Origin of the sequence: Rhizobium ecuadorense, from assembly GCF_001187535.1 — a bacterium.
GTDB lineage: Bacteria > Pseudomonadota > Alphaproteobacteria > Rhizobiales > Rhizobiaceae > Rhizobium > Rhizobium ecuadorense.
Genome location: NZ_LFIO01000958.1, coordinates 21,007 through 34,798, shown reverse-complemented (window position 1 = coordinate 34,798; position 13,792 = coordinate 21,007). Strand labels below are relative to the sequence as shown.

The 13,792-nt window shown below is 63.1% G+C and carries 10 protein-coding genes; 4 read left to right on the top strand and 6 right to left on the bottom strand.

Features of this window, described 5'->3' with window-relative positions; all coding sequences use genetic code 11:
• Positions 1-61: 61 nt before the first annotated feature.
• The 5 genes from edd to AF337_RS17425 all read right to left on the bottom strand — a co-directional run bounded on the left by edd (position 62) and on the right by AF337_RS17425 (position 7,026).
• Positions 62-1,885: a phosphogluconate dehydratase gene (edd, locus tag AF337_RS17445; protein WP_049733052.1), complete on the bottom strand. Its 1,824-nt coding sequence runs from the start codon at positions 1,883-1,885 to the stop codon at positions 62-64.
• Positions 1,886-1,962: 77 nt separating this feature from the next.
• Positions 1,963-2,661 (bottom strand): 6-phosphogluconolactonase, encoded by a 699-nt coding sequence (pgl, locus tag AF337_RS17440; protein WP_049733051.1) that lies wholly within the window; start codon positions 2,659-2,661, stop codon positions 1,963-1,965.
• 10 nt (positions 2,662-2,671) lie between these two features.
• Complete coding sequence (gene zwf, locus AF337_RS17435; protein WP_049733050.1) at positions 2,672-4,147, bottom strand: glucose-6-phosphate dehydrogenase; 1,476 nt, start codon at positions 4,145-4,147, stop codon at positions 2,672-2,674.
• Between the two features lie 134 nt (positions 4,148-4,281).
• Complete coding sequence (locus AF337_RS17430) at positions 4,282-5,580, bottom strand: NAD(P)/FAD-dependent oxidoreductase (RefSeq protein ID WP_049733049.1); 1,299 nt, start codon at positions 5,578-5,580, stop codon at positions 4,282-4,284.
• A gap of 9 nt (positions 5,581-5,589) precedes the next feature.
• Entirely contained in the window at positions 5,590-7,026 is a 1,437-nt protein-coding gene (locus AF337_RS17425) for a glutamine synthetase family protein (protein WP_049733048.1), read from the bottom strand.
• 87 nt (positions 7,027-7,113) lie between these two features.
• Between AF337_RS17425 and AF337_RS17420 the strand changes: the two genes are divergently transcribed.
• The 4 genes from AF337_RS17420 to AF337_RS17410 all read left to right on the top strand — a co-directional run bounded on the left by AF337_RS17420 (position 7,114) and on the right by AF337_RS17410 (position 13,510).
• Complete coding sequence (locus AF337_RS17420) at positions 7,114-8,334, top strand: BaiN/RdsA family NAD(P)/FAD-dependent oxidoreductase (RefSeq protein WP_049733047.1); 1,221 nt, start codon at positions 7,114-7,116, stop codon at positions 8,332-8,334.
• Positions 8,335-8,519: 185 nt separating this feature from the next.
• Positions 8,520-8,663 carry a hypothetical protein gene (locus AF337_RS43700; RefSeq protein ID WP_167347772.1) on the top strand — a complete coding sequence of 48 codons (144 nt, stop codon included), beginning with the start codon at positions 8,520-8,522 and terminating at the stop codon, positions 8,661-8,663.
• A 314-nt stretch (positions 8,664-8,977) separates the two neighbouring features.
• On the top strand, positions 8,978-11,509 hold the full coding sequence (locus AF337_RS17415; RefSeq protein WP_049733046.1) for a methyl-accepting chemotaxis protein: 2,532 nt from the start codon (positions 8,978-8,980) through the stop codon (positions 11,507-11,509).
• 153 nt (positions 11,510-11,662) lie between these two features.
• Positions 11,663-13,510, top strand: a complete 1,848-nt coding sequence (locus tag AF337_RS17410; protein ID WP_049733045.1) for a methyl-accepting chemotaxis protein — start codon at positions 11,663-11,665, stop codon at positions 13,508-13,510.
• Here AF337_RS17410 and AF337_RS17405 read toward each other — a convergent pair.
• Positions 13,483-13,719, bottom strand: coding sequence for a hypothetical protein (locus AF337_RS17405; RefSeq protein ID WP_049733157.1), 237 nt, complete (start codon positions 13,717-13,719; stop codon positions 13,483-13,485). The two genes, AF337_RS17410 and AF337_RS17405, sit on opposite strands and share 28 nt — an antisense overlap.
• Between the last annotated feature and the right edge of the window lie 73 nt (positions 13,720-13,792).

The window sequence follows — 13,792 nt, the reverse complement described above, 5'->3', positions numbered from 1 at the left end:
ACAGAAAACCCGCGGGTGCGTAACGCGCCCGCGGGTTTTTGTTTGTCTCCGGCGACCACGCTCAGTGGTGGAAGAGCACGCTCGCACCCTGATCCGAAGCGCCGACGGCGCGGCGGAACGGTGCGAAGAGTTCGCGGCCCATGCCGAATTCATTGTCGGAGAGATCGACGGTCACCGGCTCGCGCTCGGCCAGATCGGCCGCATCGACGAGCAGTTCGAGCGTGCCCTTGATCGCGTCCAGGCGAATGATGTCGCCGTCGCGGATGCGGGCGATCGGTCCGCCGTCGACCGCCTCAGGCGTCACGTGGATTGCCGCCGGCACCTTGCCTGAGGCCCCCGACATGCGCCCATCGGTCAACAGCGCCACGCGGAAGCCGCGGTCCTGCAGCACGCCGAGCGGCGGCGTCAGCTTGTGCAGCTCCGGCATGCCGTTCGCCTTCGGCCCCTGGAAGCGCACGACGGCGATGAAATCGCGGTTGAGCTTGCCTTCCTTGAAGGCGTCCTGCAGCTCCTGCTGGCTGTGGAAAATGATCGCCGGCGCCTCGATGACGTGACGCTCCGGCTTGACGGCCGAGATTTTGATCACCGCCTTGCCGAGATTGCCGCGCAGCATCTTCAACCCGCCATTCGCCTGGAACGGCGTTTCGATGCTGGAGAGAACCTTCGGATCATGGCTCTTCTCCGGCGACGGCTGGCGCAACACGCCGCCGTTTTCGCCGAGCCGGGCATCGACCGTATAGGCTTCGAGGCCATGGCCGAAGACGGTGCGCACGTCGTCATGCACCAGGCCGTGCTTCAGCAGTTCCTTGATGAGGAAGCCCATGCCGCCGGCCGCCTGGAAGTGGTTCACGTCGGCAAGGCCGTTCGGATAGACGCGGGCCAGCAGCGGCACCACTTCCGAAAGCTCGGCAATGTCCTGCCAGGTCAGCTGGATGCCAGCCGCGCGCGCCATGGCGACGAGGTGCAGCGTGTGATTGGTCGAGCCGCCGGTCGCATGCAGGCCGACGACGCCGTTGACGACCGAGCGCTCGTCGATCATCTCGCCGGCCGGCGTGAATTCATTGCCGAGCGCGGTGATCGCCAGCGCCCGCTTGGCGGCTTCGCGAGTCAGCGCTTCGCGCAGCGGCGTGCCGGGATTGATGAAGGAGGAGCCGGGCATATGGAAGCCCATGATCTCCATCAGCATCTGGTTGGAATTGGCGGTGCCGTAGAAGGTGCAGGTGCCGGGGCCGTGATAGGATTTCGATTCCGCCTCCAGCAGTTCGGCGCGACCGACCTTGCCCTCGGCGAAGAGCTGGCGCACGCGCGATTTCTCGTCGTTCGGCAGGCCCGTCGTCATCGGACCGGCGGGAACGAAGATCGACGGCAGGTGTCCGAAGGACAGGGCCGCAATGACGAGGCCCGGCACGATCTTGTCGCAGACGCCGAGGAAGAGGGCGGCATCGAACATGTTGTGCGACAGGCCGACGCCCGCCGACATGGCGATCAGGTCGCGCGAGAACAGCGAAAGCTCCATGCCCGGCTGGCCCTGGGTGACGCCGTCGCACATCGCCGGCACGCCGCCCGCCACCTGCGCCACGCCGCCGGCCTCGGCCGCGGCCTCGCGGATGATACCAGGATAGGTCTCGAACGGCTGGTGGGCCGAGAGCATGTCGTTATAGGCGGTGATGATGCCGAGATTGGGAATGCGGTCGCCGGCGAGCGCATCCTTATCGGCGGGGGAACAGACCGCGAAGCCGTGGGCAAGGTTGGCGCAGCCGAGCACCGAGCGCTGGACGCCCTTGGAAGCGGCGGCGCGCAGGCGCTCCAGATACCGCTCGCGGGTTGGCTTCGAGCGTTCGACAATGCGACCGGTGATCGCAGATATGCGTGCGTGAGCGGACATGGAAAATCCCTGCCTTGTTCGTTGTCTTGTCTGTTTCGGCGGCTCAGGCCTGATAGTCGATCCGGATTGACGGCCGATCAGGGAGCCCAGTAGATCTCGACCGGGGAAGTGGCCCGGCGCAGAACGGCGCGGATCGGCATGTCTGCCTCGTCACCGCTGCCTTCCGCCTTGGCGAGAACGTCTTTTTTGCCTTCGCCCTCGATATGAAGAACCAGGAGTGCGGCATCCTGAAGACTGGAGAAGGTGAAGGTCAGGCGCGGCTCGCCGGCCCCTTCCGCTTCCATGGTAATGATGCCGCGCGGCGTCGATGCATCGAGCGCCGTGGCAAGATTGCTGCCGCCGGGAAAGAACGACGCGGTGTGGCCATCGCCGCCCATGCCGAGGATGACGACGTCGAAGGGAATGCCGATTTCGGCACTCTTTTCAGTCGCGAGCCGCGCGGCCTCCTCGACGGAGGCGGCGGGCTGGTAAAGCGGCACGAAACGCGCCGCCTTCGCCTTGTTCTGCAGGAGATTGGCATCGACCAGCATATGGTTCGAGCGCGGATTGTCGGCCGGCACGAAGCGTTCGTCGACAAGCGTGATCGTCACCTTGTCCCAGGCGATGGCGCGCGTCGACAGCGCCTGGAAGAAGGCCTTCGGCGTCGAGCCGCCGGAAACGGCGATGGACGCCGTTCCGCGGGCTGAGATCGCCGCCGAAAGCCTGTCGGCGACTTTGTCGGCGAGGCTGCCGGCGAGATCTGCGGGGCTGGCGAAGGAATGCAGGGTCGATGCCATCGGTTCCGTCCTAGATATCGTCATGCCAGGTGCGGCCGTCACGCTCGATCAGCGCGATGGCCTGGCTCGGGCCCCAGGTGCCGGCCGTATAGCCCTGCACCTGCTGGCCGGTGGTCTCCCAACCCTTGAGGATCGGGTCCACCCATTTCCATGCGGCTTCGACTTCGTCGCGGCGCATGAACAATGTCTGGTTCGAGCGGATCACGTCCATCAGCAGGCGTTCGTAGGCGTCGGGATTGCGGACGTTGAAGGCCTGGGCGAAGCTCATGTCGAGCGAGACGTTGCGCAGGCGCATGCCGCCGGGGCCCGGATCCTTGATCATCAGCGACTGCTTGACGCCCTCATCCGGCTGCAGCCGGATGATCAGCTGATTGGCGACGATGCGCCCGGCCGCCTGGTCGAAGATTGCATGCGGGATCGGCTTGAAGGTGATGACGATCTCGGACATGCGTCCGGTCAGGCGCTTGCCGGTTCTGATATAGAAGGGAACGCCGGCCCAGCGCCAGTTGTTGATCTCCGCCTTGATGGCGACGAAGGTCTCGGTGTTGGAGACGCCGCCTTCGAGCTCTTCGAGATAACCCTTGACCGGGCCGCTGCCCGAGGCGCCGGCGCGATACTGGCCGCGGACCGTCGCCTGCTCGACATTGGCGGCGTTGAGCGGCTTCAGCGCCCGCAGCACCTTCAGCTTCTCGTCGCGAACGGCTTCCGAATCCATCGACGAGGGCACTTCCATCGCCGTCAGGCAGAGCAGTTGCAGGATGTGGTTCTGCACCATGTCGCGCAGCGCGCCGGCCGTATCGTAATAGCCGGCGCGGCCCTCGAGGCCGACCGCTTCAGCCACGGTGATCTGCACGTGATCGATGTAGTTGGCGTTCCACAGCGGCTCGTAGAGCGCATTGGCGAAGCGCAGCGCCATCAGGTTCTGCACCGTCTCCTTGCCGAGATAGTGGTCGATGCGGAAGATCTGCTCTTCCTTGAAGGCGCGGCCGATCGTGTCGTTGAGCTGCAGCGCCGAGGCGAGATCGCGGCCGATCGGCTTCTCGACGACGATGCGGGTCGACTTGGTGATCAGCTTGTGGTCGTGGATCTTCTGCGAAATGTCGCCGAAGATGCCGGGCGCGACGGCGAGGTAGAAGGCGCGCACGCGTTCCTTGCCTTCGTCGAGCAGTTTCTTCAGCTGATCCCAGCCGGTGTCCGTGCGGGCGTCGACCGAGACGTAATAGAGACGGGCGCAGAACTTCTCGACTTCGGCTTCGTCATATTCGCCCTTCTTCAGGTGCTCCTTCAACGCGTCCTTGGCGAATTTGCGGTATTCCTCATGGGAAAGCGGGCTGCGCGAAGCGCCGATCACCCGGGTCGGTTCGGAGAACTGGCCCTCGATCTGGCGATGGTAGAGCGCGGGCAGAAGCTTGCGTTCGGCAAGGTCGCCGCTGCCGCCGAAGACGACGTAATCAAAAGGCTCAACGGGAATTATCTGGCTGCTCATGAGCTTGTCTCTCAATCAGGCTGGTTGGCGGCCCTTTTAATCTAATCGATTTAAAAAAGCCAGTGTGCAGTGCAATGAATCTGTCAGGCACCGGTTTTAGTGCGAATTTCCGGAAGAGGAAATCCGCAATCGGACTAAAACTTGTCGCGAAGCGCAAACCACGACAAAGCGAGAAAAAGCAGCGGCGCCCGCATGCTGGCTCCGCCGGGAAAGGCCGGAATATCGAGCGATTTGAACAGGTCGAGATCGCCGGATTTTCCCAGCACCGTTTCCGCGTAAAGCTTGCCACAGTAGTTTGACAGCATGACGCCATGGCCGGAATAACCGCCGATGGAGATGACGCCGGGCATGACTTCGCGCACGAAGGGCTGGCGCGGCATGGTGATGCCGACGCTGCCGCCCCAGGCATGGGTGATCTCGATATCCTTGAGGGCGGGATAGATCTCGGCGATCTGCCGGCGGATGTGCTCGGAAATGTCCTTCGGATTGTCCGACGTATAGGCTTCGCGCCCGCCGAACAGCAGCCGGCCGTCGCCGAATTTGCGGAAGTAGCGCACGACGAAGCGCGAATCGGCCACAGCCTCGCCGCCCGGCAGCACCTCGGGATGGCGGTCGAGCGGAGCGGTGGCGCCGATGAAGGAGCGGATCGGCATGACATGCCTTGCCGTCACCGGTTCGAGGCCGTCAATATGGCCGTCGCAGGCGATCAGCGCGCGGTCGGCCGTGATCGTTCCCCTGTCCGTTTCGATCGTCACCTTGCCGCCGCCCTGACGGATCGCCGTTGCCTTGGTCATCTCGAAGATCGCAGCACCGGCATTGGCCGCGACCCGCGCCAGGCCGATCAACAGCTTCAGCGGATGGATATGGCCGGTGCCGACATCGCGCACGCCGCAATAAAAACGCTTCGAGCCGAGCCGCTCCTGCGTTTCCTTCTCGTCCATGAAGCGGATGTGCGGATAGTCGTAGCGCAGCGCGGCAATTTCGGCATTTTCGTAATAGGCGCGCTTGTAGCTCGCCTTGTGCGCGACGTTGAGCTGCCCGGGCACGTAATCGATCTCGATCTGGTGCTCGCGGGCGAAATCGATGAGATGGCGCTTGGCCGCTTCGGCAAGATCGAACAGCGCCTTCGAGCGCTGATAGCCGATCTTCTCCTCGAGCTCTTCCGGCCACCATCGCTGGCCGGTGCCGAGCTGGCCGCCATTGCGCCCGGACGCCCCGTCGCCGAAGCGGCAGGCCTCGATCAGCACTACCGAGACACCTGCCTTGGCCAGATTATAGGCGGCCTGCAAGCCTGTATAGCCGCCGCCGATGATGGCGACGTCCGATGTCTTCGAGCCGTCGAGGGCGGCATAGGTGGGCCGCTCCCCGACGGTTGCCTGATACCAGGATAGGCCCGGCGAGATCGGGCTCTGCCATGTCTCCTGCGATGCCATGACGCTCCCTCACACGTTGAGCAGAAGGAATTCCCGCTCCCAGGGGCTGATCACCTGCATGAATGTCTCGAACTCGCCGCGCTTGACGCCGGCATAAAGGCCGATGAACTGCGAGCCGAACATCTCCTCGAAGGCCGGCTCGTCCTCGAGCAGCGCCACGGCTTCCAGGAGGCCGCGCGGCAGGTCGATCGAGCCTTCATTGGCCGAATCCTCGGTCGGCGCCGTCGGCTCGATCTCTTTCATGATGCCGAGCAGGCCGGCGGCGAGCGAGGCGGCAAGCGCCAGATAGGGATTGGCATCCGAGCTCGGCAGCCGGTTTTCGACGCGCCGCGCCTGCGGATCGGAAACCGGAACGCGGAAGGCGGTCGTGCGGTTGTCGTAACCCCAGGCATTGTTGACCGGGCAGGACATGTCGGGCTGCAGGCGCCGGTAGGAATTCACATAGGGCGCCAGCATCGCCATGGCGCTCGGCACGAATTTCTGCATGCCGCCGATGAAATGGAAGAATTCCTTCGAGGCCGATCCGTCCGCATTGGAGAAGACGTTCTTGCCCGTCTCGATATTGACCACCGACTGATGGATATGCATCGCCGACCCCGGCTGGGCCTGCATCGGCTTGGCCATGAAAGTCGCATAAATATCGTGTTTCAGCGCTGCCTCGCGGATCGTGCGCTTGAACAGGAACACCTGGTCGGCAAGCTCGATCGGATTGCCGTGGCGCAGGTTGATCTCCAGCTGCGCCGGCCCCTCTTCATGGATCAGCGTATCGATCTCGAGGCCCTGCTTCTCGGAGAAATGGTAGATGTCGTCGATCAACTCGTCGAACTCGTTGATCCCGGCGATCGAATAGCCCTGGCCGCCGAGGATCGAGCGGCCGGACCGGCCCTTGGGCGGGTGCAGCGGATAGTCGGGATCGTCATTCTTGGCGACCAGATAGAATTCGATCTCCGGCGCCACGATCGGCTTCCAGCCGCGATCGTGATAGAGGCTCATGATCCGCTTCAGCACGTTGCGCGGCGTATAGGGCACTTCGCCGCCGTCGGAATCGACGATGTCGCAGATCACCTGCGCCGTCGGATCGGTCTCCCAGGGCACGACCGAAAGCGTCGAAAGATCCGGCATCAGCTTCAGGTCGCTGTCGCGCGGCTCGTAGCGGAAGCTCTCCGTCTCCTCCGGGTACTCGCCCGAAATCGTGTGCCGGTAGATCGCCGAAGGCAGCGCCAGCGAGGTGTTCGAGGTGAATTTCGAGCTCGGCATCATCTTGCCGCGCGGAACGCCGGCAAGGTCCGGCGTGATGCATTCGATGTCTTCGATGCCCCTGTCCCTCAGCCACCGCGCCGCTTCCTTCCAGTTCGCAACGCCGCGCAGAGACCCGGGGTCCGGGGGAGTTTTCTTCGAGGCGGGTACGTTTCTGGCAGGCTTCAGCGTCGTCTTTTTTGGGGACATGACACACCGGTCTGGTTGATCGTGGCGCCATCATAACCAGACTTTGCCAATTGGCGAGAGGTTGAGAACGTTGACTTTCGCCCTTTGATGGAAAAAGAAGACGCTGTCTTGATTGGGGAAACGGGTTTGCAGCGCAAAAGCGACGTCATCGTCATCGGCGCCGGGGCGGCGGGCATGATGGCGGCCATCCGGGCGGGAAAACGCGGCCGCTCGGTCGTGGTCCTCGACCATGCAAGGGCGCCCGGCGAGAAGATCCGCATCTCCGGCGGCGGCCGCTGCAATTTCACCAATATCCATGCCGGGCCGAAGAATTTCCTCTCGGCCAATCCGCATTTCTGCAAGTCGGCGCTTGCCCGTTTCACGCCCGCCGATTTCATCGCCATGGTCGATCGTCACGGCATTGCCTGGCATGAAAAGACGCTGGGCCAGCTTTTCTGCGACGAAAGCGCCAAAGACGTCATTCGCATGCTGCTCGACGAGATGCGCGCCGCTGGCGCGCAACTGCATCTCGGCACCGAGATATCAGCCGTCGAAAAGGTGGAGGCGGGTTTTCGCGTCTCGACCGGTGAGGAGACTTTTGAAGCCTCGTCGCTGATCGTCGCCACCGGCGGCAAGTCGATCCCGAAGATGGGGGCCACCGGCTTTGCCTATCGCCTCGCCGAGCAGTTCGGTCTTCCCGTCCTCGAGACCCGCCCCGGCCTCGTGCCGCTGACCCTCGATCCCGGCCTGCTCGAAGCCATCGCTCCGCTCGCCGGCATTTCCGCCCCGGCCGAAATCCGCCATGGCAGGACCGCCTTTCGCGAAGCGCTGCTGTTTACCCATCGCGGCCTCAGCGGACCCGCCATCCTGCAGATCTCCTCCTATTGGCGCGAAGGCGACGAGATCGTCCTGGCGATCGAACCGGATATCGACATTGCAGCACATCTGAAGACGGCAAAGCAGGTGAATGGCCGCCAGTCGCCGCAGACGGCGCTCAGTGACCTCCTGCCGAAGCGGCTTGCCCAGTTTCTCGTCGAGCGGGAAAAGATCTCCGGCAACATGGCCGACCTGCCTGACAAGGCGCTGCTGCGCCTCGCCGCGGCGGCGCAGAACTTTGCGATCAAACCGTCCGGCTCGGAGGGCTACCGCACCGCCGAAGTGACGCTCGGCGGCATCGATACCGCAGCGCTCGATTCCCGCAGCATGGAGGCCAAGGCCGTACCCGGGCTTTATTTCATCGGCGAATGCGTCGACGTCACCGGTTGGCTCGGCGGCTATAATTTCCAATGGGCCTGGGCCTCCGGATTTGCCGCCGGCGAATGTGCCTGAGGTTTGTGCTTTCTGCATGTCGCCCGGGACTGCTGCGCTATATATTAGTAATACCGATTCAAGACTTCTTAAGAGAGGTGCGCCATCCTGTCTCAATTGGCGGTCTGCGAAGCTCTTCCTAAATAAGCTTTACCAGCAAGCCGTTTTGTTGGATTGTTGTATCAGACAGAAGTGAGGTTTCGAGCATGAATAGAAACACACGACGCGCCCGCGCCATCGCCATTGCCGAGGCAAAGCCCGACGCCCGCATGGTCGCCCTGCGTTATCTGATGCTCGCAGCCGGCGCTACCGCCGCCAGCCTCGCACTGCTTCTTTCGCACGTGCTCTGATCCTGTCTTCAGGCCTGCAATGAAGATCGCGGCGCAACTGTGCCGCTCCGCGGTGCCACGGCCTACAAAATTGCAACTATTTCACCGCCTTGGCTTCATCCGCCGCAACCGCTTATCCGAAAATTAATATCTAATCTGACACAATTGCCCGCGATTATTTGGGCATCTCCAAAGTTGTTTGGACATGAACTGGCAATGACTGCCGCCTGGCTTCCGGGTTCCCCAATGTAAATTAAAGAACGGCTTGATGTGTACCCGGCTGGCGCCAGATGGCCGCCTGCGGGAGGAGTGGTGTATGAAAGGCCCGGAACGCCATGTTGATTGACAAGATTCTTTCCCGCTTCAGGATCAAGACGAAGGTCCTGATCTTCGTTCTGCCTTTCGTCGTCACCATTTCTGCGGTGGGCCTGACGGGCCTTTACGCTTCCGGGCTGCTGCAGGGTCGCATGGAAATATCCAACAGCGTGCTGCAGTCGCTGAGCGGGTTCAAGGATCTCTACGGTTCGATGGACGATTTCCTGCGCGTCACCAGCCAGCAGGCGCGCGACAAGCTGACTGCGGAACTGAAGACCCAGCAGGGCGTGCTCGACCAGACGCTGAACCAGGTCGGCGATGAGGCCGCCGGCCGCGACAGCCTTGCCGAGGCGTCGCGCCGCACCAAGGATATATCGGGCGTCGTCGACAAGCTGTGGGCGCTGCATGAACAGGAGCAGGCCCTGCATGAACAGATCGACGCGGCGCAGAAGAGCCTGATCAGCACCCGCTTCACGGTCTCCTACCAGGCCGAGGAATTGCAGACCGCGCTGCAGAACGACGAGGGCGCCGCCACCATCACGCTGCGTACGGCCGACCGCCTGCTGAAAGGCGGCGATTTCCTCGGCACCGTCGCCAGCGGCTACAGCAAACCGCAGACGCCGCAGGACAAGATCGCCTACATCAACGAACAGATGCCGGCGATCATCAAAGCCCAGCGGCAGATCGCCATTTCGGTTCCGACCAATCAGAAGAACGTCATCGACGCGCTGACCGCAACCATCGACAGCATCAAGGCGATTACCGCGATGCCCGCTCCGAGCGATGAGAACATCGCCGAACTCGGGCGTCTCGTCTCGCGCTTCCGCCAGACCTCGACCTATACGCAACTGACGGCAACGCAGAAGATGCGCGAGGCGACACAGCGCTTCGCCGAGCTCGAAGGCCGCATCGCCCAGACCAATTCCGTCCTTCAGGATACGCGCCGCCTCGAAAATTCCGTTTATGCGCTGCAGATCGTGCTTTCCGATTTCCTCGCCAATTCAAGCAAGGATAATCTCGTGCGTCTGCAGCAGCAGGCCGGCACGCTCGGCAAGGACATGCAGGTGCTGATCACCAGCGCCAAGGGCATGGGCTTTGCCGAAGGCATCTCCGGCGCGATCCAGCCCGCACTCGATGCCATCTCCGGCGGCGGCTCGAAGATCGTCGATACGATCGGCGAGCGTGTCACCGCCTATGCCGCGGCCCGCCAGGAACTCGACGGCATCTGGAAGAAGCTGACCGATTTCGCCGAGCTGCAGAAGCAGACGGCCGGCACTGAGCGCACCCAGGCAAACAGCATCTCGGTCATGACCACCGGTCTCGGCATCCTCCTGTCGATCCTCGGCGGCATTGCCCTGGTGCTGACGCTGCAGCGGCCGATCAGCCAGATCACCGCCGCCATGCGCCGCATCGCCGATGGCGCGCTGGAGACCAATATCTCCGGCGAGCAGCGCCACGATGAAATCGGCGACATGGCCCGCGCGCTCGGCATTTTCAAGGAAAACGCCATCTCGAAGATCCGCATCGAGGAACAGAGCGACGAGGAACGCGCTGCCGCCGAACACGAGCGCCAGCGCAACGATGCCGACAAGCGCGAGATGGATCGCCAGATCGAATTCGCCGTCAATGCACTCGCCGCCGGCCTCGAACGCATGTCGCAGGGCGACATCTCGACGACGATCGAAACGCCCTTCATCGGCCGCCTCGAACAGCTGCGCCAGGATTTCAACGGCTCGATGATGCGCCTGCAGGCGACGATGAGTCAGATCCGCGACAATGTCGAACTGATCCAGGGCAACGGCAACCAGATGGCCCAGTCGGCCGAGGACCTCTCCAAGCGCACCGAACAGCAGGCCGCCTCGCTCGAAGAGACCGCCGCCGCCGTCGATGAGATCACCGTCACCGTCCGCTCGTCGGCCGAACGCGCCAAGGATGCCGATCAGATCGTCCGCCAGGCCAAGCGCAGCGCCGACGATTCCGCCGTCGTCGTCAGCAATGCGATCGACGCGATGGGCCGCATCGAGGAAGCCTCGCGCCAGATCGAGCAGATCATCGGCGTCATCGACGAGATCGCCTTCCAGACCAACTTGCTTGCGCTCAACGCTGGCATCGAAGCGGCGCGCGCCGGCGAAGCCGGCAAGGGCTTCGCGGTGGTGGCGATGGAAGTCCGCGAGCTTGCTCAGCGTTCCGCCGCCGCGGCGCAGGAAATCAAGGGACTGATCAACAAGTCGACCAACGAGGTCAGCTCCGGCTCGCAATTCGTCCAGGAGACCGGCACGGTGCTCGCCAAGATCAGCGCCCAGATCGTCACGATCAGCCAGCATGTCGAGATGATCGCCCGCGCCAGCCACGACCAGTCCAACGCGCTGCAGAGCGTCAACGCGACGGTCAATCAGATGGACCAGATGACGCAGCAGAATGCCGCCATGGTCGAGGAGACGACCGCCGCCAGCCGCGAACTGGCCGACGAGGCCGATTCGCTCCGCAGGCTGATCCAGCAGTTCAAGATCGACGGCGAAGCGGCTGCCGCGCCGGTCTACCGCGCCGCCTGATCGTCGCCCGATCTGTCTTCATGCGAACGGCCCCGGCTTCTTCCGGGGCCGTTTTTCGTATCGGAACAGCGCTGTCATCGGCCCTGATTTACAGAAAATTTTCCTTAACGCTTTTCCTCTAATTTAGCCTTGTTTTGTCTGCCGGGGGTTTTGATGCTGCGCCTTTTCTCTACGTCGATCGTCCGTCAGATCGTTGCGATCACGCTGTGTCTGCTGACGGTCAGCACCGCCGCCATTGTCGGCGTGACCTATTACAATCTGAGCCGCCAGGTCATGGACGGCGCGGTCGCCGACGCCAGGGACGCCACCCGCGCCATGGCCGTTCTCTACGGCGCGGCCGATCAGGCGGCAAAGGTCGAGCTGAAGGACAACCAGCTCGCAACCGTCACGGAAGACGCCATCCCCGCCCTTGCCGATCATTCGCTGGTCGACCGCACCGCGCAGTCGATCGCCGGTGTCGCGACCATCTTTCAGAAACAGGGCGGCGACTACGTCCGCATCTCCACCAACGTCAAGAAGGAAAACGGCGACCGCGCCGTCGGCACCAAGCTTGTGGCGGAACACCCCGCCCAGCCGGTTCTCGCCAAGGGCGCAGCCTATTACGGCCAGGCCGAGCTTTTCGGACGCAAGTTCATGACCGGTTACTTCCCGATCAAGAACGCATCGAACGCCAATGTCGGCATTCTCTTCATCGGCATTCCGATGGAGGTCTATTACCAGCGCATGTATGAGCTGCAGATGCTGGTGCTCGGCGTCGGCGCCATCGTCATGCTCATCGTCGGTGTTCTCGCCTTCTATGCAATCCGCCTGTCGGTGAAGCCTTTGCAGGCGCTGACCGCGAGTGTTCACGCGATTTCCGCGGGCGATCTCGATGGTGCGATCCCCTGCGTTGCCAAGAACAACGAGTTCGGCGATATCGGCCGGGCCTTGGCGCTGTTCCGCGACAGCGCCCGCGCTAGGCGGGACCTCGAAACCCAGGCTGCAGAACAGCGCGCCTTGAGCGATGCCGAACGCGCCAGGAACGATGCCGACAAACGCTCGCTCGACAGCCAGATCGACTTTGCCGTCAACCAGCTTGCTGCCGGCCTCGGCCGCCTGTCGCAGGGCGATGTCTCGGAAACGATCGGCACGCCCTTCGTCGGCCGGCTGGAGCAACTGCGTGTCGATTTCAACGCTTCGCTGCTGCGGCTCCAGGATACGCTCTCCGGCATCCGCGACAGCGCCTCGACCATCCAGCGCAACAGCGGCGCCGTCTCGGTTTCAGCAAGTGAGCTTTCGAAACGCACCGAGGCGCAGGCGGCAAGCCTTGAGGAGACGGCCGCGGCGGTAGAAGAGATCACCGTCACGGTTCGCTCTTCTGCCGAACGTGCGCGCGAAGCCAACAATGTCGTGGCTGCGACCAAGAAGACGGCCGACAATTCCGGCGCCGTCGTCGGCGACGCCGTCGCCGCCATGGAGCGCATCGAAGAGGCCTCGCAGCGTATCGAGCAGATCATCGAGGTGATCGACGAGATCGCCTTCCAGACCAATCTCCTGGCGCTGAACGCCGGCATCGAGGCGGCCCGCGCCGGCGAGGCGGGCAAGGGTTTTGCCGTCGTCGCCCAGGAAGTCCGCGAACTCGCCCAGCGTTCGGCCGATGCGGCGCGCGAAATCAAGTCGCTGATCGAGACATCCAGCCGCGAGGTGACGGTGGGGTCCGAACTGGTGCAGAAGACCGGCAGCGTCCTTGCCGCGATCAGCCACGAGATCATCGCGATCAGCGGCCATGTCGAGACCATTGCCACCGCAAGCCGCGATCAGTCGGCAGCACTTCAGGAGGTCAACGGCTCGGTGAACGCCATGGACCAGATGACCCAGAAGAACGCCTCGATGGTGGCCGAGACGACGCAGGCAAGCCGCCTGCTTGCCGGCGAAGCCGATACGCTGATGGCGCTGATCGAACGCTTCCGCATTGTCGCGCAGCCCGCGGCCGCTCACCTCGGGACCAGGAAGGTCGCCTGAGGAGCGCAGCCGCAGCTGCCGCCGGATTGCGCCGCAGCTTTGCGGCGCAGTTTGAGATTGAGATCGAGCGAGGTCAGCCAGGCGGCGAAGTTGACGAGGCCGCTGTCTCCGAACTCGGCATAGAATCGATCCTCGTCGGTCTTGCCTTTGCCCGGACTGCAAGTGTGCCGATATCCCTGGATGCCTGCGATGGTGATCACGTCGATCATGGCGATGTCCTTTCTGTAGAAGACATCTCCTGATTTAGGCATCGAATATCTCTTCATAAACAGAGGAAATCCC

Excerpts from the sequence above, each read along its gene's own strand:
- edd (WP_049733052.1), bottom strand. The coding sequence starts at position 1,885 with ATGTCCGCTCACGCACGCATATCTGCGATCACCGGTCGCATTGTCGAA.
- pgl (WP_049733051.1), bottom strand. The coding sequence starts at position 2,661 with ATGGCATCGACCCTGCATTCCTTCGCCAGCCCCGCAGATCTCGCCGGC.
- zwf (WP_049733050.1), bottom strand. The coding sequence starts at position 4,147 with ATGAGCAGCCAGATAATTCCCGTTGAGCCTTTTGATTACGTCGTCTTC.
- AF337_RS17430 (WP_049733049.1), bottom strand. The coding sequence starts at position 5,580 with ATGGCATCGCAGGAGACATGGCAGAGCCCGATCTCGCCGGGCCTATCC.
- AF337_RS17425 (WP_049733048.1), bottom strand. The coding sequence starts at position 7,026 with ATGTCCCCAAAAAAGACGACGCTGAAGCCTGCCAGAAACGTACCCGCC.
- AF337_RS17420 (WP_049733047.1), top strand. The coding sequence starts at position 7,114 with ATGGAAAAAGAAGACGCTGTCTTGATTGGGGAAACGGGTTTGCAGCGC.
- AF337_RS43700 (WP_167347772.1), top strand. The coding sequence starts at position 8,520 with ATGAATAGAAACACACGACGCGCCCGCGCCATCGCCATTGCCGAGGCA.
- AF337_RS17415 (WP_049733046.1), top strand. The coding sequence starts at position 8,978 with ATGTTGATTGACAAGATTCTTTCCCGCTTCAGGATCAAGACGAAGGTC.
- AF337_RS17410 (WP_049733045.1), top strand. The coding sequence starts at position 11,663 with ATGCTGCGCCTTTTCTCTACGTCGATCGTCCGTCAGATCGTTGCGATC.
- AF337_RS17405 (WP_049733157.1), bottom strand. The coding sequence starts at position 13,719 with ATGATCGACGTGATCACCATCGCAGGCATCCAGGGATATCGGCACACT.